This window comes from Holdemania massiliensis AP2 (genome assembly GCF_000327285.1).
Lineage (GTDB): Bacteria > Bacillota_I > Bacilli_A > Erysipelotrichales > Erysipelotrichaceae > Holdemania > Holdemania massiliensis.
In genome coordinates, this window is the sequence record NZ_HE998567.1 from 235,040 (window position 1) to 256,252 (window position 21,213).

At 48.0% G+C, this 21,213-nt stretch carries 23 protein-coding genes and 1 other annotated feature; of the genes, 21 read left to right on the top strand and 2 right to left on the bottom strand.

Annotated features, from left to right (window positions below):
- Positions 1 to 41: 41 nt before the first annotated feature.
- From BN162_RS01105 to murC, 7 genes are all read left to right on the top strand, one after another.
- Complete coding sequence (locus BN162_RS01105; protein WP_020223205.1) at positions 42 to 605, top strand: hypothetical protein; 564 nt, start codon at positions 42 to 44, stop codon at positions 603 to 605.
- 276 nt (positions 606 to 881) lie between these two features.
- Entirely contained in the window at positions 882 to 1,253 is a 372-nt protein-coding gene (locus BN162_RS01110) for a desulfoferrodoxin family protein (protein WP_020223206.1), read from the top strand.
- A gap of 172 nt (positions 1,254 to 1,425) precedes the next feature.
- Entirely contained in the window at positions 1,426 to 3,621 is a 2,196-nt protein-coding gene (gene pnp / locus BN162_RS01115; protein WP_020223207.1) for a polyribonucleotide nucleotidyltransferase, read from the top strand.
- Positions 3,622 to 3,675: 54 nt separating this feature from the next.
- Complete coding sequence (trmB, locus tag BN162_RS01120) at positions 3,676 to 4,317, top strand: tRNA (guanosine(46)-N7)-methyltransferase TrmB (RefSeq protein WP_020223208.1); 642 nt, start codon at positions 3,676 to 3,678, stop codon at positions 4,315 to 4,317.
- A 48-nt stretch (positions 4,318 to 4,365) separates the two neighbouring features.
- Positions 4,366 to 5,127, top strand: a complete 762-nt coding sequence (locus BN162_RS01125) for a hypothetical protein (RefSeq protein WP_020223209.1) — start codon at positions 4,366 to 4,368, stop codon at positions 5,125 to 5,127.
- A gap of 50 nt (positions 5,128 to 5,177) precedes the next feature.
- Positions 5,178 to 5,822: a hypothetical protein gene (locus BN162_RS01130; protein ID WP_020223210.1), complete on the top strand. Its 645-nt coding sequence runs from the start codon at positions 5,178 to 5,180 to the stop codon at positions 5,820 to 5,822.
- Positions 5,823 to 5,835: 13 nt separating this feature from the next.
- Complete coding sequence (gene murC / locus BN162_RS01135) at positions 5,836 to 7,143, top strand: UDP-N-acetylmuramate--L-alanine ligase (RefSeq protein WP_020223211.1); 1,308 nt, start codon at positions 5,836 to 5,838, stop codon at positions 7,141 to 7,143.
- Positions 7,144 to 7,223: 80 nt separating this feature from the next.
- On the opposite strand, the gene BN162_RS01140 is transcribed toward murC, so the two are convergent.
- A complete protein-coding gene (locus tag BN162_RS01140) occupies positions 7,224 to 7,562 on the bottom strand; it encodes a HipA domain-containing protein (RefSeq protein ID WP_208854730.1) in 339 nt (112 codons plus the stop codon).
- A 156-nt stretch (positions 7,563 to 7,718) separates the two neighbouring features.
- Here BN162_RS01140 and BN162_RS01145 point away from each other — a divergent pair, with 156 nt between their 5' ends.
- The 14 genes from BN162_RS01145 to BN162_RS01205 all read left to right on the top strand — a co-directional run bounded on the left by BN162_RS01145 (position 7,719) and on the right by BN162_RS01205 (position 20,751).
- Positions 7,719 to 9,488: an oleate hydratase gene (locus tag BN162_RS01145; RefSeq protein WP_020223213.1), complete on the top strand. Its 1,770-nt coding sequence runs from the start codon at positions 7,719 to 7,721 to the stop codon at positions 9,486 to 9,488.
- Between the two features lie 281 nt (positions 9,489 to 9,769).
- Positions 9,770 to 10,198 carry a hypothetical protein gene (locus tag BN162_RS01150; protein WP_020223214.1) on the top strand — a complete coding sequence of 143 codons (429 nt, stop codon included), beginning with the start codon at positions 9,770 to 9,772 and terminating at the stop codon, positions 10,196 to 10,198.
- Positions 10,191 to 10,886 (top strand): hypothetical protein, encoded by a 696-nt coding sequence (locus BN162_RS01155; RefSeq protein WP_020223215.1) that lies wholly within the window; start codon positions 10,191 to 10,193, stop codon positions 10,884 to 10,886. The genes BN162_RS01150 and BN162_RS01155 overlap by 8 nt, the downstream gene beginning before the upstream one ends.
- Positions 10,864 to 11,856, top strand: a complete 993-nt coding sequence (locus BN162_RS01160; protein WP_020223216.1) for a LacI family DNA-binding transcriptional regulator — start codon at positions 10,864 to 10,866, stop codon at positions 11,854 to 11,856. The genes BN162_RS01155 and BN162_RS01160 overlap by 23 nt, the downstream gene beginning before the upstream one ends.
- Before the next feature lie 35 nt (positions 11,857 to 11,891).
- Positions 11,892 to 12,095, top strand: a binding site (T-box leader).
- Positions 12,096 to 12,131: 36 nt separating this feature from the next.
- Positions 12,132 to 13,358, top strand: a complete 1,227-nt coding sequence (gene tyrS, locus BN162_RS01165; RefSeq protein WP_020223217.1) for a tyrosine--tRNA ligase — start codon at positions 12,132 to 12,134, stop codon at positions 13,356 to 13,358.
- A 127-nt stretch (positions 13,359 to 13,485) separates the two neighbouring features.
- Positions 13,486 to 14,289 carry a dipicolinate synthase subunit DpsA gene (locus BN162_RS01170; protein WP_020223218.1) on the top strand — a complete coding sequence of 268 codons (804 nt, stop codon included), beginning with the start codon at positions 13,486 to 13,488 and terminating at the stop codon, positions 14,287 to 14,289.
- On the top strand, positions 14,286 to 14,864 hold the full coding sequence (locus BN162_RS01175; RefSeq protein WP_020223219.1) for a dipicolinate synthase subunit B: 579 nt from the start codon (positions 14,286 to 14,288) through the stop codon (positions 14,862 to 14,864). Before BN162_RS01170 ends, BN162_RS01175 begins: the two co-directional genes overlap by 4 nt.
- Positions 14,861 to 15,733: a 4-hydroxy-tetrahydrodipicolinate synthase gene (gene dapA / locus BN162_RS01180; protein ID WP_020223220.1), complete on the top strand. Its 873-nt coding sequence runs from the start codon at positions 14,861 to 14,863 to the stop codon at positions 15,731 to 15,733. The genes BN162_RS01175 and dapA overlap by 4 nt, the downstream gene beginning before the upstream one ends.
- A 47-nt stretch (positions 15,734 to 15,780) precedes the next feature.
- Positions 15,781 to 16,008: a sporulation protein Cse60 gene (locus BN162_RS01185; RefSeq protein ID WP_020223221.1), complete on the top strand. Its 228-nt coding sequence runs from the start codon at positions 15,781 to 15,783 to the stop codon at positions 16,006 to 16,008.
- Positions 16,001 to 16,162 (top strand): DUF1540 domain-containing protein, encoded by a 162-nt coding sequence (locus BN162_RS18235; protein ID WP_020223222.1) that lies wholly within the window; start codon positions 16,001 to 16,003, stop codon positions 16,160 to 16,162. Before BN162_RS01185 ends, BN162_RS18235 begins: the two co-directional genes overlap by 8 nt.
- Before the next feature lie 204 nt (positions 16,163 to 16,366).
- On the top strand, positions 16,367 to 16,963 hold the full coding sequence (locus tag BN162_RS01190; protein WP_020223223.1) for a hypothetical protein: 597 nt from the start codon (positions 16,367 to 16,369) through the stop codon (positions 16,961 to 16,963).
- Between the two features lie 2 nt (positions 16,964 to 16,965).
- The gene (locus BN162_RS01195) at positions 16,966 to 18,603 is read left to right on the top strand and encodes an oligosaccharide flippase family protein (protein WP_020223224.1); all 1,638 of its coding nucleotides are present in this window, start codon (positions 16,966 to 16,968) and stop codon (positions 18,601 to 18,603) included.
- Positions 18,603 to 19,304: a pseudouridine synthase gene (locus BN162_RS01200; protein ID WP_020223225.1), complete on the top strand. Its 702-nt coding sequence runs from the start codon at positions 18,603 to 18,605 to the stop codon at positions 19,302 to 19,304. The genes BN162_RS01195 and BN162_RS01200 overlap by 1 nt, the downstream gene beginning before the upstream one ends.
- A gap of 217 nt (positions 19,305 to 19,521) precedes the next feature.
- Positions 19,522 to 20,751: a WG repeat-containing protein gene (locus BN162_RS01205; RefSeq protein WP_020223226.1), complete on the top strand. Its 1,230-nt coding sequence runs from the start codon at positions 19,522 to 19,524 to the stop codon at positions 20,749 to 20,751.
- 121 nt (positions 20,752 to 20,872) lie between these two features.
- Here the strand turns inward: BN162_RS01205 and BN162_RS01210 are convergent, their stop codons facing one another.
- Positions 20,873 to 21,205, bottom strand: a complete 333-nt coding sequence (locus tag BN162_RS01210; RefSeq protein WP_020223227.1) for a hypothetical protein — start codon at positions 21,203 to 21,205, stop codon at positions 20,873 to 20,875.
- Between the last annotated feature and the right edge of the window lie 8 nt (positions 21,206 to 21,213).

A 21,213-nucleotide genomic window follows, 5' to 3' on the forward strand; every position in this document is an offset into this window, starting at 1 on the left:
AAGAAGATCTTGCTTGAGCAGATCTTAAAGGAGGAGTTTCTATGAAGCAGGTTATGTATGGCATTAAAATCGCGGATGTTAACGATTTCGGCGGCTGGATCGGTTACGAGCCTGTCAGAAAAGAAATGGCAGAGGTTCTTAATCATCATCTGTACCTGTTTTTCCAGAATGAATATCATATCCGCCAGTTTGCGGAAGGCCGGAAATTTGTCATCAATGTCAAGGATGAGGATTTTCAGAAAGTAATCGGCAGCGCTAAAATTTTAAAAGCGATTGTGGAAATTGGCACGCCGCTCAGCATGAACGGCTATGCAGTCAGCGCTCCGGCTTATGCCCGCAACGTTGTAAAACCGCTGAGCCGGCTTACGCATTTTGTTCCGGAAGAAAAGATCTATAGCTTTGCGGACGAGGAATACAAGTCACAGAAAACAGATTTCAATTATATCACTGATCTGATGCGGCGGACTTCGATTGAGCAGGTGAATCAGCTGATCGGTGGGATTTCCTTTGTCAATCAGAATCTGCTTTACCATTATCCGCACTATTTCATCCTGGGGGAGGACCAAATTCAGATTCAGGATGAGGACTATCAAATCGCGGCTTAACCCAGAACAGGGATCGTTTTTTGATCATCCTTGGTTTATGAACGCTGACGGAATGCCTGCAGTCCGCTTATTTTAATCGCTTCGCAGGACTTGAACTTGCAGACAGATGGTTTTTGAAAGGCCGGAAAAAGCGTGAACGGAAACAAGCGTTTGCTTTGATTTCGATCCTAAAAAAAGCGGGAATCATCCGCCGCTAAAAATTGTGAGCATATTCGTTGCAGGTTCTCAATTTCCTTAGTACAATAGGCTCATCAAGTCAAAAGGAGGACTGTTGAAATGAAAATTTTACGATGCAACCACTGCGGAAATATGACCTATGTTCTGCACGATTCATCTGTCCCGATGATCTGCTGCGGCGAAGCAATGCAGGAGTTAGTCGCGAATGCGACCGAAGCGGCGCTGGAGAAACATCTGCCGGCGGTAACGACTCAAGGTGGCAAGATTGAAGTCGTTGTCGGCAGCGTTGAACATCCGATGACCGAAGCGCATTATATTGAATGGATTCTGCTGGAAACAGACAAAGGGGTTCAGGTTCGCCATCTGACGCCATCCGATGCGCCGAAGGCTGTGTTTGAGGTTGGGGAAGGCAAACCGCTGGCGGTTTACGAATACTGCAATCTGCATGGTCTGTGGAAGACAGAACTGTAAAATTCAAATGAAACGGCTCCTTCATGGAGCTTTTCTTTTGGTTTGATCGAAGTGAAAGGTTCCAGCGGCTGGGAAAACCTCAAAAAATGACGGCTTTTGTCTTAAACTATTCTATGATTTACGCAGAAACTGTGATAAAATTGTAAAGGTTAACATTTAATGAGGTGAACAAATGGCGAAAGAGGTATTTACATTCGACTTCTGCGGCCGCAATCTAACGATTGAAACCGGAGAAATCGCAAAACAGGCAGGTGGAGCTGTCGTAGTCCGTTACCAAGATACAGTAGTGCTTTCAACCGCTACTGCCAACCATACTCCGAAAGACTCAGACTTTTTCCCGCTGACTGTCAGCTTTGAAGAAAAGCTGTATTCTGTCGGTAAGATTCCAGGCGGCTTTTTACGGCGTGAAGGCCGGCCGAGCGAACATGCGACGCTGACTGCGCGGATGATCGACCGTCCGATCCGTCCGCTGTTTGCGGAAGGTTTCCGCAACGAGGTCCAGGTCGTCAATACCGTTCTGTCCGTAGATCAGGATTGTTCAGCGGAAATGGCGGCGATGTTCGGAGCTTCCTGCGCGCTGTGCATTTCGGATATTCCGTTTAACGGTCCAATTGCCGGTGTGATTGTCGGCCGTGTTGACGGCAAGTTTATCATCAACCCTTCAGTGGAGGATGCCGAGAAATCCGATATTCATCTGACCGTTGCCGGAACGAAGGATGCGATCAACATGGTCGAAGCCGGAGCGAAGGAAGTCAGTGAAGAAGAAATGATCGATGCGCTGATGTTTGGACATGATCACATCAAAATGCTGTGTGAATTCCAGGAACAGATCATCGCGAAGTGCGCGAAGCCGAAAATGGAGATCAAGCTGGACGTTGTTCCAGATGAAATCAAGGCTGAGATTGATGAAAAAGCAAAGGCCCGTCTGATTGAAGCGGTTTCGATCAAGCTGAAGCTGGAACGCTATGGCAAAATCGATGAGATTACCGATGAGATGGCGGCGCTGTTTGAGGCTCGCGAATATCCAACTGAAAAAATCAAGGATAAGACGGTGAAGCAGGTTCGTGCTTACTGCACTGAAATCGTGGCGAATGAAGTCCGCCGCTTAATCTCCGAAGAAAAGATCAGACCGGACGGCCGGGCTGTGGATGAGCTGCGTCCGCTGAATTCCCAAGTCGATCTGCTACCGCGCGTTCATGGCTCCGCGATGTTTACGCGTGGGGAAACTCAGGTGCTTTCGGCTTGTACCTTAGGCGCACTGGGCGACAATCAGATCATTGATGATCTGACGGAAATTGAAACTAAGCGCTTTATGCATCACTATAACTTCCCGCCGTATTCCGTTGGAGAAACCGGCCGGATGGGTTCGCCGGGACGGCGTGAAATTGGTCATGGCGCACTGGGCGAACGAGCCTTGTCGGCGGTGATCCCGAGCGAAGAAGAATTCCCATATACGATTCGTCTGGTCGCGGAAGTACTGGAATCCAATGGTTCCTCTTCTCAGGCCTCAATCTGTGCCGGAACGATGTCGCTGATGTCTGCCGGTGTTCCGATCAAGGCTCCGGTAGCCGGCGTTGCCATGGGGTTGATCAAGACCAGTGATGAGCACTATACTGTTCTGACGGACATTCAGGGTATGGAAGATCACTATGGTGATATGGACTTCAAGGTTGCCGGAACGCCGAAGGGCATCACGGCGCTGCAGATGGACATCAAGATCGACGGGATCAACCGCGCGATCCTGGAAGAGGCGCTGGCTCAGGCGAAAAAAGGCCGCGCCGAAATCATGGCGAACATGATGGCCGCGATCAGCGAACCGCGTGCAGAAGTCAGTCCGTATGCGCCGAAGATGTACCGCATGATGATTCCGGTCGATAAGATCCGCGAAGTCATCGGCACCGGCGGCAAGATGATCAACCAGATCATTGCGGATTGCGACAATGTGAAGATTGATATCGAAGATGACGGCTCGGTTGTCATTTATCACAGCGATAAAAACGCGATCATGAAGGCTGCGGAAACGATCAACCAGATCATTCGCGAAGCCAAGGTCGGCGAGATTTATGACGGCAAAGTTGTGCGGTTAGAAAAGTTCGGCGCCTTTGTCGAACTGTTCCCGGGGACTGACGGCCTGCTGCATGTTTCCAAGATTGATTACAAGCGGGTTGAAAAGCCGGAAGATGTTCTGAAACTGGGCGATGTCATTCAGGTCATCGTTACGGAGATTGATGAAAAAGGCCGCGTCAACGTTTCCCATCGGGATCTGATGGAAAAGCCGGAAGGCTGGGACGAAGAACAGCGTGCGAAGCGGGCCGCGCGGGATCGCCGGGATGGCGAGAAACGCGTGTTCCGGAAACGAGAACAATAAGCTGACAGCGGGTCAAATCTGATCCGCTGTTTTATTCCAAAGGAGGATCTGAGAATGAGAATGCGTAAAAAAGCTTGGGCAGAACCTTTTTTAAAGGAAAATGCTGACTTTGTTATAGAAAAACCCGAAATCTGGGCAGGGCATTGGCGGGAGAAATTGGCTTGTCAGCGGCTGCGGATTGAAATCGGCAGCGGCAAAGGCGATTATTTCACCAAAATGGCAGCGATGAACCCGGATGAGGGCTGGATTGGAATTGAAAAAGAACACAATGTAGCGGCGGTGGCGGCTAAAAAAGCGCTGGCTCAACCGCATGAACACATGGCGTTGATCGCTCAGGATGCCGATCAGCTCAGCAGCTGGTTTGCAAAAGGGGAATTGGATGTCATTCATCTGAACTTTTCCGATCCCTGGCCGAAAAGCGGTTATGCCAAACGGCGTTTATCCCATGCCCGTTTTCTAAAGCAATATGAAGCGCTGCTGAATCAGCAGGGGCAGGTCATTATGAAAACAGACAATCCCAAACTGTTTGAATTTTCACTGACAGAATTTTCCAGAGAAAACTGGCAGCTGCGCGAGGTCAGCGTTGATTTTCGCCGCCAGCCCCATCCGGAAGACGCAATTACCGAGTATGAACAGAAATTCATGGATCTCGGACAACCGATTTACCGCGCCGTTTGGCAGAAGAAAGCCATTTAAAAAACACAGGAAACATGATAGAATAAACAAAACGAAGGGAGGTCTTTCATGCGCAAATTTACCTTGCTTTTGTTTGGCCTGTGTTTATGCGGCTGTTCCGCGCAGGCAGGATTGGACAGTCGGCTTCAGGCAGCCTGTACGCAGGCCAGTGAACTGGCGATCAATGTCCGCGCGGATAACGTGAAGGATTTGTATAGTTATTACATCGAGCCGGGGATTGGCCGGCGAAGCTCGACGGCTTCCTCGAATATCTTTGTCATGGATAATCAGGAATTCATTATGAATTTGAATATCGCAGAGATTGTTAACGTCAAGCTCTATGATCAGACCCAAAGCGTGGCGCTGCCGCAGGGCGAAGCGTGGATGAGCGTTGCGGAAGGCGAATTCACGGATGTTCAAAAGCGGATGCAGAAGTATGCGGCCGGTGTTTTGCCAACAGGGAAGGATCAGCTGCTGGTGATGGTCAAAACCCCTTATTTTACCTTTACGGGACTAAGCAATGAAACCGCGGCGCCGCTGCTGGCGCAGGAAATGATTAAGATTGCACGGACGGCTGAGGTGGATGAAGAGGCTGTGCTGAAGGCTTATTCAACACGAACGAAAATCAGCTATGTCAAAGAAAATTTGAATCTGTTTGAAGATGAAATTCCAGAAAACGGGCGTCTGGAAGAAATGATGCCCAATAAACCGGCGCATACCGGCGGGGATATTGATCAAAGCGGTGAAACCTTTGATGACGGCACCAATGCTGACGATTTGCCGCTGAATGAGAATGATGGCGATTTGCAGACGTCGCCGGAGAGTGAATAGGCAACAATGTTCACAATGATGAATACAATGAAAAGGCAGGATGATTCCCTATGATGAAAAAATTAATGTCGCTCATTTTTGAAGAAGAAGTAGTCGATGAAGTTGAGGAAGAACCAGTACCGGTTCGCCGTGCTAATCCAGCCAAACCGTCAGTTCAGTCTGAGGTGAAGCCGTCTGTGCCGCTGCCTCAGGAAGTAAAAGCCGTGTATCTGGATACGAAAAAAGAGAAGGAAAAAGAACCGGCGGCGAAGAAGGAGCCTTCCAGCAAGCTGGGAAAAATGACGATTGCGGAAGAAAAGCCCGTCAAGAAAAAGCCGGTACGTGTGGAACCCAAGGAAGATTATGAATTCTCACCTGTAATTTCACCGATTTTTGGTGTGCTTGGAGAAAAGAGCCAGCCAGCCAAAACGCCGGCGGTGAAGAAAGTCAGCCCAGTCAAAAGTTCACTGGGAACGGTGATCTCCCCGATCTACGGCATGGATAAACCGCAGGAGGACAAGGTAGAAGAAATTTCAGAGCGTTTGGACAAACCGGCGGCTGTTGTTAAAGAAGAGCCGCTGATCAATGTGTCGCTGGATGAATTGCTGCAGAAGCCGCAGGAATCGGAAATCAGCGGCAAATCTGAGGAGGAAGGCGCAGACAAGACGGTGGTTTCCCAGAATCTCAGCTTGTTTGACGACGATCTGAATTCATAGAAAGGGTGTTGTTATGGTCTTTTTTATCGGCATCAAGGGAACGGGCATGGCGGCGCTGGCCTGTATTCTCAACGATTTAGGCATGGAAGTTTCCGGTTCAGATCTTTCAAAGCATTTTTTTACCGAAGAACCGCTGGTGGCTCGGCAGATTCCCATTCTGCCGTTTGATCCGAAGAATATTCAAGACGGAATGACGGTCATCATCGGCAATGCCTTCAAAGAAGACTTCCCGGAGGTTATCGCAGCCCGCCGCAATCCGACCGTTACGTGTTATCGGTATCATGAATATTTAGGTGCTCTGATGAAAGACTATACAAGTCTGTGTGTAGCGGGCAGTCATGGCAAGACAACGACGACCGGCATGCTGGCGGCGATGATGGATCCGATTGCACCGACGGGGCATTTGATCGGCGACGGTTCCGGCGAAATTCATCCTGACAGTCAGTATCTGGCGGTGGAGGCCTGCGAATACCGGCGTCATTTTCTGGCGTATCATCCGGACTATGCAATCATTACCAACGCGGATCTGGATCATGTCGATTACTTTAAAACGGAAGAAGATTATGCAAAAGCGTATGAAGAATTTGCTTGTCAGGTAAAAAAAGGACTGGTTCTTTTTGGCGACGATCCGAAAGTCAGAGCGCTGCGGATCGATCCGGCGGTGACGCATTATTATTACGGTGTTGAGGACGGCAATGATTTTCAGGCGGTCAACATCGTAGAAACCAGCGAAGACATGCATTTCGACGTGTTGTTTCGGGGCAAGCTTCAGGGACATTTCGACCTGCCGTTTGTCGGCCGGCATTTGTTGTGGAACAGCCTGGGCGTCATTGCGCTGGGTTTGCTGGAAGGCTATACGGCTGGACAGATTGAGCCGGGACTGGCTTCTTTTAAAGGAACAAAGCGGCGTTTTGCGATCGAAAAGCATGGCGAGAATGTCTTTGTCGATGACTACGCCCATCATCCGACGGAGGTGTCGATCACGATTGACGCAGCCCGCAAACGCTTCCCGGGCAAAAAGCTGATCGCGATCTTTAAGCCGCACCGTGTATCCCGCGTCTTTCATTTCGCCGATGATTTCGCCGCGGCTTTGAAAAAAGCGGATGAGGTTTACCTGTGCGATTTTACCAGTATTGACGACAAGGAAGACGGGATCGATATCGACATCACGTATCTTCAAGAACGCATTCCAGGCTCTAAGATCTTAAGCGAGGATGAACAGGGGGCAGCGGAGCTGGCAACACTGGCACCGGCGGTGTATCTGTTTATGTCGAGTAAGGATATCTATGGCCTGAGCGACCTGGTCAAACAGAAGCTGTAATCAATTACAATAATGTACAAAAAAGCTGAATCTGACGTTTTCAAAACACAGGATTCAGCTTTTTCTATTGCAGTCTGGGATTACAGTTTTAGGGAGAACGCAGGACGCATCATTTCAATCGCACTTCGGCCCAGACCTGCATGTTCTGCCCAATAAATCCAATTCCTTTGAACTGTATCGCAAATTGTTTCAGCATACTTCTCAGCGGCTTTACGGGTTAAGTCAAATTGCGGTGCTGCCTCAAATGCCAGCGTAGGATCAAGGGCATTGTCATATTCAGTGATATTTAAGGAAAGACAGTCCACGTAAGGAACAGGATTGACGTCAAACAAAGGTGATAACCGCCAGCCTTTATTTGTTAAGCTGAAATCATGATTACGTAGAGGGTCGCCGGTATTGGATACTGCCGTATTAAACATGATTTTGACAGTTGTTCGATTTTGCCTAAAATCAGGACACATATTTCTGCTTGTCGGAATTTTATACAGCTCTGTTTCTGTGTCTATAGAGGGGAAAGTCTTAAAGACGTATGCTTATAACGGTTAGAAAAAAGAACAATAGGAGGAATAAAGATTATGTATTACAGCAATGGCAACTACGAAGCATTCGCTCATCCGCGCAAGCCGGAAGGCGTCGACAACAAATCCGCATATTTAGTCGGATCTGGATTAGCAGCGTTGTCCGCGGCGTGTTTCTTGGTTCGCGATGGGCAGATGAAGGGAGAACATATTCATATTCTGGAGGAAGGCAAGCTTCCCGGCGGAGCCTGCGACGGCATTAAGGATCCGCAGAAGGGCTTCATTATCCGCGGCGGCCGTGAGATGGAAAATCACTTTGAATGTCTGTGGGATCTGTTCCGGTCCATTCCATCTATAGAAACTGAAGGCGTTTCTGTGCTCGATGAATACTACTGGCTGAACAAAGATGATCCAAACTATTCGCTGATGCGTGCAACGATCAACCGCGGCGAGGATGCTCACACGGATGGAAAATTCAACTTAAGCGACAAAGCTGCGATGGAAATCATGAAGCTGTTCTTCACTAAAGATGAAGATCTTTATGATAAGAAGATTACCGATGTCTTTGATAATGAATTTTTTTCCAGCAACTTCTGGCTGTATTGGCGCACCATGTTCGCGTTTGAGGACTGGCATTCAGCCTTGGAAATGAAGCTGTATATTCAGCGCTTTATCCATCATGTCGGGGGTCTTCCGGATTTCTCCGCCCTGAAATTCACGAAGTATAACCAATATGAATCGCTGATTTTGCCAATGGTGAAATATCTGGAAGAACATCACGTACAATTTGAATATGATACGTGTGTCACCAATGTTGAATTCGAGTTTGCAAAAGATAAAAAAGTTGCCCGACGGATCGTCTGCGTCCGGGAAGGGAAAGAAACAGCAATCGACTTAACAGAAAACGATCTTGTATTCGTTACTAACGGCAGCTGTACAGAAAATTCCAGCCTGGGTGATAACGATCATGCCCCGCAGTTTAATACGGAGAAGGGGGGCTGTTGGCAGCTGTGGCGCAATATCGCGGCGCAGGATCCTGCCTTTGGTCACCCGGATAAATTCTGCACGCATACGGATAAGACGTATTGGGAATCCGCAACCGTCACCACGCTGGACGGCCGCATTCCGCCGTATATTCAGAAGATCTGCAAGCGTGATCCTTTCAGCGGCAAGGTTGTTACCGGCGGGATCATCACGGTCAAGGATTCCAACTGGCTGATGAGCTATACATTGAATCGCCAGCCGCATTTTAAAGATCAGCCGAAGGATCAGCTCGTCGTTTGGGTTTATGGTTTGTTTGGCGATGTGCCGGGCAACTATATTAAGAAGCCGATGCGCGAATGCACAGGGACGGAAATCACAGAGGAATGGCTGTATCATTTAGGTGTTCCGGAGGAAGAAATCCATGATATGGCGGTCAATTCCGCCCGCTGCATTCCTTGCATGATGCCGTATATTACGGCCTTCTTCATGCCGCGCACCGCTGGGGACCGGCCGAAGGTCGTACCGGAAGGCTGTGTTAACTTTGCCTTTATCGGCCAGTTTGCCGATACCGTGCGCGATACCGTGTTTACAACAGAATATTCTGTTCGGACAGGCATGGAAGCGGTCTATACACTCTTAGACGTCGACCGCGGTGTCCCGGAGGTCTTCAACTCTGTCTATGATGTCCGCGTCCTGATGGATTCAACGTACAAGATGCTGGATGGACGTAAGCTGGAAGACATCAAAGTACCATGGCTGGTTCACTGGATTGAGAAGAAGGGCCTCAAAAAAATCCAGGGCACAGTGATTGAAGAACTGCTTCAGGAATATCATCTGATTTGAAAACAAGCTTGAAAGATCCTGATCTTACGGATTCGGGATCTTTTTTTCATGGGATCGCGGCAGAACTGTAAAAAGTAAACAAAATGCTGAAAAAAGCAGACATGGAAGAAGTTTCGCCGAATTTTCACATTTTCCTTTTTCCCCAGAAGGGTAGAAAAAGCCTTTTATCTCCAGCTTTTTTGAAAGACCGTAAAGTTTTATAAATAAACAGCCGGTTAAGCGCTATCAAATTTATTGAAAATCTTTTCATAATTGAGTATAATACAATCGAGGTGATTTTGATGGACGAATTGTTGGCGGCCATGTATAAAGTTTCAGTACAGTTGGTTCCAATTCTGGGAGTCGCTGCACTTTGTTTTCTAATTTATTTACTGCGCCATTGCGTCACATTTATTAAGGAATTAACGGTCATGGTTCAGAAAGCCGGATCCGCGATGGAGGGGGTAGATAAAAGCATTGACAAGCTTCAAGCGCCCTTGGATACAGTGGTCAGGTTATCTGGAACGATTGATCAAGTTCAGGAAAGTGCTGTGGGAGCTGTCAAAAATATGGCTGGTTTTATGGCCGGGAATCTCGACAGTGCCAAGGAGGCAGCCGCGGCGCGCTCAGCGAAGAAGAAGCCGGCGCCGCAGCCGGAACCTGTGGCGGTAACCCCAGCGGAAAGCGAAGAACCCAAAACTCAGAGTGAAGGAGGAACAGAACATGAGTGATGAAAACAAAAGAGTGGACGAAGAAGTTGAAAAAACGGTGGAAGATCTGAAAAAACAGATCGAAGAGATCAACCGCGAGGCTGAAGATGCTGGATGCGAACAGTCGTCGGAGGTGAAGGAAAAGATTGAAGCGGCCGCGAAAAAAGCGATTGAAATTCTGAATCAGGGCATCGATCAGCTGAAATTGTTGACAGCTCAGGTTCAGGATAGCGACTCATATCGGAAAACGATGAGTCAGGTAAAGACCATGACGGATAAAGCGGTTGCGGAATCTCAGCGAATGTTTAACGAGATCAAGACGGATCCGAAGCTGAACAAGGCCGTAGAGGACATTAAAAAATCCGTCAGCGACGTCAGTGAGAAAGTATCCGATTGTGTTAAAAGCGGATTGGATGAGCTGAAAAGCAATGAAGACCTGATGGAAAAGGTGGATCAGATTAAAGAAGGAACCGCTTCTTTGGTAGAGAAGGGTCAGCGTGCTGTAAAGGACTTTACAAGCAAGCCGGAAGTCCACCAGAATATTGAAAAAGCCAAGGATGTGACGATCGACGTTGCGGAAAAGACGGTCGACGCGCTGAAAAACTGGTTAAGACCACAGCCGGCAGCGGAAGCAGAACCAGAAGCCGCACCGGAAAACAAGGAAGAAAAGGAGAACAGTGCAGAGCATGAAGAGAGTAACAATCTATGATGTAGCCAATGAAGCCGGCGTTTCCCTGGCAACCGTATCCCGTGTTATTAACGGAAGCAACGTGGTAAAAGGCGGAACCAAGCAAAAGGTCGAGGAAGCCATTGAGAAACTCGGCTATAAACCGAATGCGATAGCACAGGGGCTGGCTCTGCAGAAAACGACGACGATTGCACTGGTCATCCCGGAAGCCAGCTTTACCTATACCGGACAGATTATCAACGGTCTGCTTGATGTGGCGAAGATTTATAAGTACAACATCATGCTTCACACGACGACCGAAGGCATCAACGAGATCAACGATATCATTGAGAATATTATTAAGTCCCGCGTCGATGGGGTTGTGATTTACAATGATAAGCTGATGCGGGAAGAATTGAATACCCTGACCAAATACAACGTACCGATCGTCATTATCGGCAACAAGGTATCCGATTCCAAGATCAGCTCAGTCTATGTTGACATTGAAAATGCTGTGTATGAGCTGGTGATGAAATACTTAGAGGGCGGCAAGCGCGATATCGCGATTATTCAGGATAGGAAGAACGGTTATTCCATTGATCAGATGATCAATGGGGCAAAGAAAGCCTATGCGACCAAAGGCCTGGAATTCAACGGATATCTGGAGATTCCAGGACAATACCGCACATCCTATGATTTCATGAAGGATTATCTGCAGGATCATAAGCATGATCTGATTATCGCGAACCGGGATTCCCAAGCGATTGCGGTTGTCAATGCGGCTAAGGAAAACGGCATCGACATTCCGAAGGAAATGGAAATTGTCTGTGTCATCGATACGAAGTACAATTCGATGATGCGGCCGCAGATCTCCAGCTTTGCGATTCCGTCCTATGACCTAGGTGCGGTTTCAATGCGTGTGATGACGAAGATGCTGCAGGAAAATACCGACGATATTGATAAAGAAATTGAATTGAGCTATCTGTTTACACCGCGGCAGTCGACTTTGTGATTGACATCTTCACTGGTCTGCGGCTATAATAGCTCTGACAGGCTGGGAAGAGAAAGAGTAGCCTTGGAATGCTGAAAGAGAGCCTTTGGTGGGTGTGAAAAGGCAGCAGGAAAAGGGGAATACACCTCGGAGCCTCCTATGGTAAAGATAGGACGCGGACTTCGGCGTTATGAAGAAGAGCATATCCTATGAAATAGGGGATATGAATTAAGGTGGTACCGCGCAAAGACGTCCTTGACTGGGCGTCTTTTTTATTTTGAAGGAGGAAAAATCAAATGGGTATCTATGAAGAACTGGAATGGCGGGGATTGATCAAAGACATCAGCTCGCCGGAATTGCGGGAAAAGCTGAACGCGGGAGGCATGACGTTTTATATCGGCACGGATCCGACGGGCGATAGTCTGCATATCGGACACTTCTCGTCCTTTCTCATCAGCAAGCGTTTAAAGGACGCTGGACACAATCCGATTCTGTTGGTCGGCGGGGGCACCGGACTGATCGGCGATCCCAAGCCGGACAGCGAACGGCCGATGGTAACAAAAGAAGAAGTTCAGCATAACTTTGACTGCTTGAAAAAGCAGGCACAGAAATTGTTCGGCTTTGAGGTTGTCAACAACTACGATTGGTACAAGGACATCAACTTCATTGATTTCCTGCGGGATTACGGTAAATACTTCAACATTAATTACATGCTGAACAAGGACATCGTGCGCCGCCGTCTGGACGCCGGCATTACCTATACGGAATTTTCATACATGCTGATGCAGGCGATGGATTTCTGGTGGTTGCATGAAAACAAGGACTGCACACTGCAGGTTGCGGGCCAGGATCAGTGGGGCAACATCACGGCTGGAATTGAGCTGATCCGTAAGAAGACGGGCCAGGAAGCGTATGGCTTCACAATGCCGCTTTTGACAAAATCAGACGGCACGAAGTTTGGTAAAACCAACGGGCATGCGATTTGGCTCGATATCAACAAGACGTCGGCCTATGAGATGTACCAGTTCTTCATCAACTCAGAGGACAGCAAGGTCATCGATTACCTGAAATTCCTGACATTCTTAAGCCGTGAGGAAATTGAGGCGCTGGAAGAAAAGAACCGCACAGAACCGCATCTGCGCGAAGCGCATAAAGCGCTGGCTAAAGCGGTCATCACGTTCATTCATGGCGAAGAAGCCTACAACACTGCCGTGAAGATCGCGCAAACGCTGTTCGGCGGCAATCTGAAGGATCTGACTGTGGATGAATTGAAACAGGGCATTGCGGATATGCCGCGCTTTACCGTGACGGATGAGCAGCCGTTGATGGAGGTCTTAGTCACGACGGGCATTGCCAAAAGCAAACGCGAAAGCCGGGAATGGATCAGCGGCGGCTCCATCATGGTTAATGGTGAGAAAATTACCGATCCGATGACGCCGATCAGCCGCAGCCAAGCGTTTAATCAGGAATTCACGATTCTGCGCAAGGGCAAGAAGAATTATTTCGTCTGCGATTTCCAATAATCAGGATTGATTTCGCATCGAAAGCAAGAGAAAGAAACAAGAAGGGTCTGTTTCCCGGCGTTAGCCGAAGGATCAGGAACCCTTCTTTTTTTTTGTCATAGAATGGGATACAAGAGGAGGTGCATCCATGAAAGCGGTCGTGTTTGTGAATGACCAGCGTATGGAAATTATCATTCAACGTTTACGGTCGGCAGGGATTCAGGTCCAGGAAGGCCGATGTGAAAAAGACATGGAACAGATCGAACGGATGGCAGGCAGAATCGATCTGGTTATTTTGCCGATTCAGGGCGTCAGTGACGATGGGTTTATCGAATTGAAAAAAAGGGGCTACTGCATGAAGGCTTTTTTTGCGGCGCTGCGCAAAGAAACCTTAATTTTTACAGGGGTGATTACACCGTATATAAAAAAACTGCCGCAGACGGTGATATCGCTGCTGGCGCGGGAAGAAGTCATCTCGGCCAATGCTGCCTTAACGGCTGAAGGCATTTTGGCCATGATCATTCAAAACACACCGCGTTCCCTGGTGGAATATCGCTATGATGTGATCGGTTTTGGGCATTGCGGACGAGCCATCGCCCAGTTGCTTGATTGTCTGAAGCTCAAAGTGAGAATTGTTTCAGCGCACTCTCATCCCGAGTGTGCGGATCTGCCTTATGACTTCATCAGTCTGCCGCAGTGGCAGTTTCAGCAGCCCTGGCCGGTCGTCATCAATACTGCGCCGGTGGAGGTAATCAACGATGCTATGGTAGCCCTCTGGCAGGACAAGCCGTTGATCATTGATATTGCCTCTCGCGCCGCAGGGGTCAATGAACGTGTTTATAAGCGCAAAGATACACAGGTGATCGCGGCTCCGCCGCTGCCGGGACTTGTGGCGTGGCAGAGCGCCGGTGAAATCTTGGCGGATGTGATTTTGAAAGAGGTGAAACGATGAAATTGTTATGGGGAATGTGCGGCTCTTTCTGCAATCATGCCGCCGTGATTGAACAGCTGCGGGATATGGTCCAGCGCTGGCCGATCACGATGATCGTCAGTGAAAACACAGCCCAACTCGATACCCGCTTTGGACCCGCCTGCGAACGTATGGAGCTGCTGGAAACACTGAGCACCCGTCCGGTAATGACGACTTTGCAGGAAGCAGAGCGGACCGGCCCGATTGATCATTTTGACGCGATGATCATTGCACCGATCACGGCAACCGAGCTGAACAAGCTGACGTTGGGAATTTATGACACGCCGATTACACTGGCCGCCAAGGCACTGCTGCGCAATCAGAAGCCATTGGTGCTGGGGATTGCTTCCAACGATTTTCTGGGGCTTTCCGGCGTGAATCTTCTGCGTTTAAAACAGCTTCGACATATCTTTTTCGTGCCGTTTGGACAAGATGATTATGTCCATAAGCCAAACAGTCTGGTCAGCGACTGGAAGCAGATCGAAGCCGCATTGTGCGCGGCGCTGGAAGACCGGCAGCTTCAGCCGTTATTATTGGAAGGGAAGGGATCACAATGAGATTGGGCCATTGCATGACGGCGTTGATCACGCCGATGAAAGAAACGGGACAGATAGATAAGCTGGCATTAAGGAATCTTGTCGAGAAACTGATTGCGGAAGGCTGCGATGGATTTGTTGTATGCGGGACGACCGCTGAAGCCAGTGCTTTAAGTCTGGAAGAAAAAAAGCAGGTGCTGCACTGCGTGATTGAACAGAGTGACCAGCGGGTTTGTGTCTGGATGGGCTGCGGATCCAACAATACTGCCGAAACACTGAACATGATCCGCTGGGCCAACACAGAACCGATCGACGGGATCATGCTTGTTTGTCCCTATTATGTCCGGCCTTCACAACAGGGACTGTACGCGCATTTTGCGGCTTGCGCCCGAATTAGTGAAAAACCAGTGATGCTTTATAACGTGCCGAAACGAACCGGCGTAGCGCTGAGCGCTCAGACTGTGCTCCAGCTGGCCCAGGATTTTCCCAATATTCGAGCGTTAAAACAGGCGTGTCATGATATGGAAATGGTCAGAGCCATCCTTACGGAAAATGATCAGGTTCAAATTCTCAGCGGTGAAGATGGCTATTTTCTTGAGGGCCTGCGCGAGGGAATCAGCGGAATTGTTTCGGTTGCCGGTCATTGTGTGATGCCCATAATCGTTAAAATCTGGGAAGATTATCAATATGGTCTTGAAAATACGGAACTGGATCAGTTGCTGAAACAGGTCAGCAATCAGATCTTTCAAGTTTCCTCACCGTCCGATATTAAAGCCATGCTTGCTTTGCAGGGATGGTGTGAAGATGGGGTGAGGCTGCCTTTAGTACCGCTCTCACCGCAGGAAAAACAAGCGCTGCAGGAGTTTATGCAGCAGCATAGCTTGCTTTAGACAAATTTCACCCGTTTAAACCGGTATGCTGAAACAGGGTGAAAATCATGATTCAGGTGAAAGTGTTCGATGAGCAGCATGAAGACGATCTGACCGACAGTCTGAACGAATTTCTGGCGGAATTGGACGAACGCGACGTCTTATCAGTCCAGCTGGCAACCTCGCATTTTTCAGTCATTCCCGAACAGCTGTACAGTTTCAGCGGAATGATCGTCTATCGGATAAAATCCGAAAAGACGGGAAGCCTAAATGCGGGAGGCGATGACGATGAATAAGAACCGGATCGGCTGCAATGTCAAGACCTGTGTTTACAACACGCAATGCGAATGCACCGCAGAGAAGATCGAAGTTGGCTGTGACGAATGTGTTCAGCCATGCTGCGACCATGAAACACTGTGCCGGACCTTTAAGAAAAAGGCCGAACACTAAAGAAAAAGGAACTGATGGCTTCGGCGGGATGAAACCGGCTGAAAGATCGTCAGTTTCTTTTTCTTACGCATGTTTATGTTCATGCAGTAAGACCCCTTCTGAAAAGTCTGCACGCACGATTTTTATCAGCTCAGGGACAAAAGCCGGAATTAATTCTTTTGTAAGCTTAATGTCTTATGTTATAATACTCTGGAGGTGTTGTTTATGCGCAGACAGATACTTTGCCTGATGGCTGCTGCTTTGTTGTTGATCAGCGGCTGTTCCAAAAAGGATCCGAATCAAATCAGTACAGAGAAAATGCAGCTGTATACTGCTTACTATAAATCCATTATGGATATGGACCGATTTCAGGAAAAATCGGATTTTTATGATATCGAAGTCGTCATGAATCAGCTTCCTGACGGCACCTATCGGTATTATGTGATTTTGGATAATCCGCAGGTGGCGATGGTGGATGTTGAAATGCTGGTTGTCGATGCAGCGGTGGATTACCTGCAGACATCGGTCATTGCGCCTTCAGTCGGCCTGCTAGAAAACGAAGATTACTCGCTGATTCCCAACCAGGTCTATCCGGAACTGGGGTATGTTAAAGGCTTGATGGCCAGCGGTGAAACCTCTTCTCCAACAATTTCATTAAACGTTATGGTGCTGTGGAAGGATTATGCCAAATTAAAGGAAACCCGCGAATATCTTCAGCTGATAGGAGACTTTGTAAATCAGTCAGCGACCCCGGAAGCGGAGCCTCAGACAGAAGGCGCCCATGATGATCTTCCGATTGAGGATGAGGATGACAGTGAGTAATCATGACCAAGGGTAAGAAACAGTCTTTGATCGCTGGGGCGTTAACCAGCTCGGCCGGGATCTTTATATCCAAAGCTTTGGGACTTCTTTATGTTGTCCCTTTTACTGCGATTGCTGGAGAAGCCAATATGTCGTTTTACAGCGTTGCTTATACCTATTATGATATCCTGCTGAGTATTTGTTCAGCTGGCATTCCGTTTGCGGTAGCGGCAATGGTCGCAAAGTATTCCAACAATGAAGATTATAAAACAGTCATTTTGGTACGCCGGCTGTCGATGGCTTTGATGCTTTTGAGCGGCTTTGTCATGGCGGTGCTGTTTATCATGGTATCGGGTCCATTGGCGTCCTCGGTGCTGGGAGCTAAGAAAACGCCGGAGGATGTTGCGATTCTGCGCAATGTTTTCATGATCCTTTCGCTTGCGGTTGTCTGCGTGCCGTTTCTCAGTTCGTTCCGCGGATTTTATCAGGGCTTGAAGGATTTGAAGTCCTATGCGTTTTCTCAGGTTCTGGAACAGCTGACCCGAGTTATTTCCTTGTTGGCGCTGGGTGCTTTTTTTGTTTACATTCTGGATATGAACAATATTTTTGCGGTTTATATGGCGGTCTTATCGACTTCGCTGGCCGCTATCGCCGCTATCGCTTATTATCTGATTTATGACCGTAAGCATTATCAGCCGATTAAGGATTTGGCCCGGCATCAGACAACTCGGCCGAAAGAGGTCGGTGAGCTGTTTCAGGAGCTGCTGCTGTTCGGTCTGCCGTATTTGATCACCGCTTTATTGGGCAACAGTATGAACATTGTGAATAACAACTTTTTCATCAATACTGCGACATCGGCCGGAAGCAGCTATGAGGATGCCAAGCTGGCGTTAGGCATCATCCAGGTGCAGTGCAACAAGCTGACGTCCATTCCGCAGGTACTGGCACTGGGCTTCTCGACCGGAATTGTTCCGTATGTTACAATTTCTCTGGAAAACCGCAACTTTAAAGAACTGCGTCGGAATGTTCTGGATTGTCTGGATACGGTTTTGTATATTGGTGCGCCGCTGTGCTTCTGTCTGTTCGCGCTGGCTTCGCCGATTTATTACATCATGTATGGCAAAGGGAATCTCAGCCTGGGCAGTGAAATGCTGGCATGGAGTTCCTTGCTGGCGTTAACCGGTACGCTTTCACCGATCTGCAGCTCACTGATGATGTCGCTGCGGTTTCGGCGTCAGAGTATTCTGTATCTGATCATCGGTTTTGGCGTGAAGCTGGCAACCTTTTTCCCTTTGGTTAAATATACAGGATTCAGCGGGGCGATTACTTCCAGTGTGGCAACATCGCTGGTCATTATCTTTCTGAATCTGAATTTGATCAAGCAGAAATATAAAGTACAGTATGCCCGGGTCTGGCGGCGGTTAGGTGTGATTGTAATCGGTTTGATTGCGATGAACGGCTGCTTTGTTTTGCTGCGCTGGGCAGGACTGACTGTAGTCAACGCTTCGCGGCTGATCGGTGTTCTGCAGTTGGCGGCCTATGGTATTTTGGGTATGATAACCTACTTTATCACGACCGCGTTTTTCCGGCTTCCGCAGCATTTATTCCACATGAGTCTGCCGGCGATGGTTCGTCGCATGACGCGAAAGGTGATCCGATGATGCGGCTGGATAAATTTCTGGCGCACGCCGGATTGGGGACACGGAAGGAAGTCAAAGAGCTGGTTCGCAAAGGCCGGGTGGAGATCAACGGACAGCGTGTTAAAAAGGATGATCTGAAGATTGATGAACAAACGGATCAGGTGTGTGTGAACGGCGAAATCATTGCTTATGAATCTGTGGTTTATATTATGTTGAACAAGCCTCAGGGAGTGGTCAGTGCGACTGAGGACAGCCGCTATTCTACAGTACTGGATTGTCTGGAAAGCAGCCGCAATGATTTGTTCCCGGTGGGTAGGCTGGATATTGATACTGAAGGTCTGCTTTTGATCACTAATGACGGAGCCTTGGCTCACGATCTGCTTTCACCGAAAAAGCATGTCGATAAAACGTATGAAGTCCATTTGGAAAAAGCTTGGGATCCTCAGTATGAGCCAGCGATTCACGAGGGAATTCAAATTAGCGATGAAGAAATCTGCCAGCCGGCAGTGCTGAAACAAATTGACGATCAGGTGATTCTGCTGACGATTCAGGAAGGAAAATTTCATCAGGTCAAGCGGATGATGCATGCCTGTGATAATGAAGTCACTTACTTAAAGCGTTTGACAATGGGGCCGCTGACTTTGGATGAAGCGTTGGAGCCAGGCCAGTGGCGAGCCTGTACCGAAGAGGAAATCACGGCTTTAAAAAAACATAAAAAATAGATTCAGGAAGGGATTGGCGAATTCGCTAATCCTTTATTTTTAGCTGTTTTCCTGTTGCCCTGTGGGAATGCAGAATTTTGAACAGTTAACTTATGAATAAATAAAGTTTGCTTTAAATCTTACAAATTCATGAAACCTGTCTTTTATACCGTTTTCTTTTGAAGACTTTCGATATAATGAAAGAAAGAAGCGTAAGCAGGGAAAGAAGGGAAAAAGAATGCGACGTTTTCCAATCCTAATTTTAATCTTATTTTTAATCAGCGGCTGCGGAAAGAACGATGAACCCAAGATGACGGCCACTCCCAATCCGACGCCGATCTCAACGCAGATTAAACCGACGCCAACTCCCAAGCCGACATCGACGCCAGTCATTGAAGGGGAGATTGAAGTGGTTTTAGAATGTGTCTGGACAGGTCGGATGATTGAGGGTGACAATCAATATCTTGTCACTGTTGGCGATAAACGAATGAAGTCAGGGAACTTTGTAAAACTAAAAGATTGTGTCGGGAGTGAATATGCCAGCTTAAAAGTAAATTATCATTCTGCCTATCGCGATGAATGGGATACATGGATCATTGAAGACTATGAGATGGAGATCCTGGATAATACAGTGCCGGGATTGCCTTCGGTATGGGAGACTGACTTCGATCATGTTTATCCATTAGTTAATCGTTTCCCAGAACACGCTGCCGAGTTGGAACTGGTCGAAGGAATGGTTGTGCTGGAAAAGAACGGACGCTATGGTGTAGCCGGACGGAATCAGGAAGTTGTGGTGGAAATTCTGGGGAGTGCTTATCCAATTTTGGATTCCTTGGAGCTGCATTGCGATGCACGTGCCTATGACTTCAAGTATGTTTCAGGGACACCCTACTTTTTGTGTTCTGGTGAACATGGTCTTAGTGCTAAAGCCTTTTATGCTGATATGGATACACAGAAGATCTATACGGTCTTTTCTGGCGATGATGGTCCTGGCTCATTTTATTCCCTAGACGGCTCACGCATGAAGGGCGAGCTGGGGTTATATCATGCGATCAGCGGATATTCTAAAAGCCAGGAAGGGATCCCCGAATATGAATGGCTGAATCGTGTGGGAGTTTTTAATCGTCAGGGAGAGCTTGTGACAGACGCTATTTATGAAGATGGTCTAGCGGTCACTGGCGATCTGATACCGGTCGCTCGGGATGGACTATGGGGCTATGTCAACGCGGCTGGAGAAGAGATTATTCCTTGTCAATACCGGGCGTTGCTGTTAGTAGATCCGGATCATGATCGCTGGACGGCTTATCCGCCAGATCATGGCCGCATTGTCGCCCAGGATCAGGCTGGCTACTATGGTGTATTGGGGATGGATGGAACGATCTTAGTCCCTTTTGAATATAATTATGCCGCACCGTTTTATGATGGTCAGATTTTATTAGAAAAGGATGGCGTTCGAAGTTTTGTTTAAGGCGCTGTGTTGATTGGAATATTATAAAATGAAGCTCTTTGCCAGAGCTTTGTTTTTATAGATCAGTTTTTGTTTTTATTTTCCGTCAAGAAAAAAACTGTTCTATATGGTTTCTGTCACTTTAAAATGGGAAGCCACCCGAGAGAACCAGAACTATAAGCAGAATCGCACTCACAGCGATAAAACCTAATGAAATCCCGGCTTTCTGTTTGTAGGATGTCATCATTTGGCACTGCGCTGAAGTCATTGTGATCGGGTATTTGCGACGGCCAATCAGATAAAGAAGCAAGCCTCCTGAGCCATTGTTCCCACTTAATGAAAACAGACCCCAGAACTTCGGATGCTTTAAATTGCGGCAGCTGGCATCCAGTTCAGTGAGCTGATAAATCTGAAACGCCAAGGAAGCCGCCCCTAATAAAACGGCAAAAACAAGAATAATCAATAAAGCAGTCATCTTTTTTC

Coding starts and splice junctions, on each gene's coding strand:
- BN162_RS01125 (WP_020223209.1), top strand. CDS start 4,366: ATGCGCAAATTTACCTTGCTTTTGTTTGGCCTGTGTTTATGCGGCTGT.
- BN162_RS01175 (WP_020223219.1), top strand. CDS start 14,286: ATGAAATTGTTATGGGGAATGTGCGGCTCTTTCTGCAATCATGCCGCC.
- BN162_RS01110 (WP_020223206.1), top strand. CDS start 882: ATGAAAATTTTACGATGCAACCACTGCGGAAATATGACCTATGTTCTG.
- BN162_RS01195 (WP_020223224.1), top strand. CDS start 16,966: ATGACCAAGGGTAAGAAACAGTCTTTGATCGCTGGGGCGTTAACCAGC.
- trmB (WP_020223208.1), top strand. CDS start 3,676: ATGAGAATGCGTAAAAAAGCTTGGGCAGAACCTTTTTTAAAGGAAAAT.
- BN162_RS01200 (WP_020223225.1), top strand. CDS start 18,603: ATGCGGCTGGATAAATTTCTGGCGCACGCCGGATTGGGGACACGGAAG.
- dapA (WP_020223220.1), top strand. CDS start 14,861: ATGAGATTGGGCCATTGCATGACGGCGTTGATCACGCCGATGAAAGAA.
- BN162_RS01170 (WP_020223218.1), top strand. CDS start 13,486: ATGAAAGCGGTCGTGTTTGTGAATGACCAGCGTATGGAAATTATCATT.
- BN162_RS01190 (WP_020223223.1), top strand. CDS start 16,367: ATGCGCAGACAGATACTTTGCCTGATGGCTGCTGCTTTGTTGTTGATC.
- BN162_RS01130 (WP_020223210.1), top strand. CDS start 5,178: ATGATGAAAAAATTAATGTCGCTCATTTTTGAAGAAGAAGTAGTCGAT.
- BN162_RS01145 (WP_020223213.1), top strand. CDS start 7,719: ATGTATTACAGCAATGGCAACTACGAAGCATTCGCTCATCCGCGCAAG.
- BN162_RS01140 (WP_208854730.1), bottom strand. CDS start 7,562: ATGTTTAATACGGCAGTATCCAATACCGGCGACCCTCTACGTAATCAT.
- tyrS (WP_020223217.1), top strand. CDS start 12,132: ATGGGTATCTATGAAGAACTGGAATGGCGGGGATTGATCAAAGACATC.
- pnp (WP_020223207.1), top strand. CDS start 1,426: ATGGCGAAAGAGGTATTTACATTCGACTTCTGCGGCCGCAATCTAACG.
- BN162_RS01160 (WP_020223216.1), top strand. CDS start 10,864: ATGAAGAGAGTAACAATCTATGATGTAGCCAATGAAGCCGGCGTTTCC.
- murC (WP_020223211.1), top strand. CDS start 5,836: ATGGTCTTTTTTATCGGCATCAAGGGAACGGGCATGGCGGCGCTGGCC.
- BN162_RS01210 (WP_020223227.1), bottom strand. CDS start 21,205: ATGACTGCTTTATTGATTATTCTTGTTTTTGCCGTTTTATTAGGGGCG.
- BN162_RS01205 (WP_020223226.1), top strand. CDS start 19,522: ATGCGACGTTTTCCAATCCTAATTTTAATCTTATTTTTAATCAGCGGC.
- BN162_RS01155 (WP_020223215.1), top strand. CDS start 10,191: ATGAGTGATGAAAACAAAAGAGTGGACGAAGAAGTTGAAAAAACGGTG.
- BN162_RS01105 (WP_020223205.1), top strand. CDS start 42: ATGAAGCAGGTTATGTATGGCATTAAAATCGCGGATGTTAACGATTTC.
- BN162_RS18235 (WP_020223222.1), top strand. CDS start 16,001: ATGAATAAGAACCGGATCGGCTGCAATGTCAAGACCTGTGTTTACAAC.
- BN162_RS01185 (WP_020223221.1), top strand. CDS start 15,781: ATGATTCAGGTGAAAGTGTTCGATGAGCAGCATGAAGACGATCTGACC.
- BN162_RS01150 (WP_020223214.1), top strand. CDS start 9,770: ATGGACGAATTGTTGGCGGCCATGTATAAAGTTTCAGTACAGTTGGTT.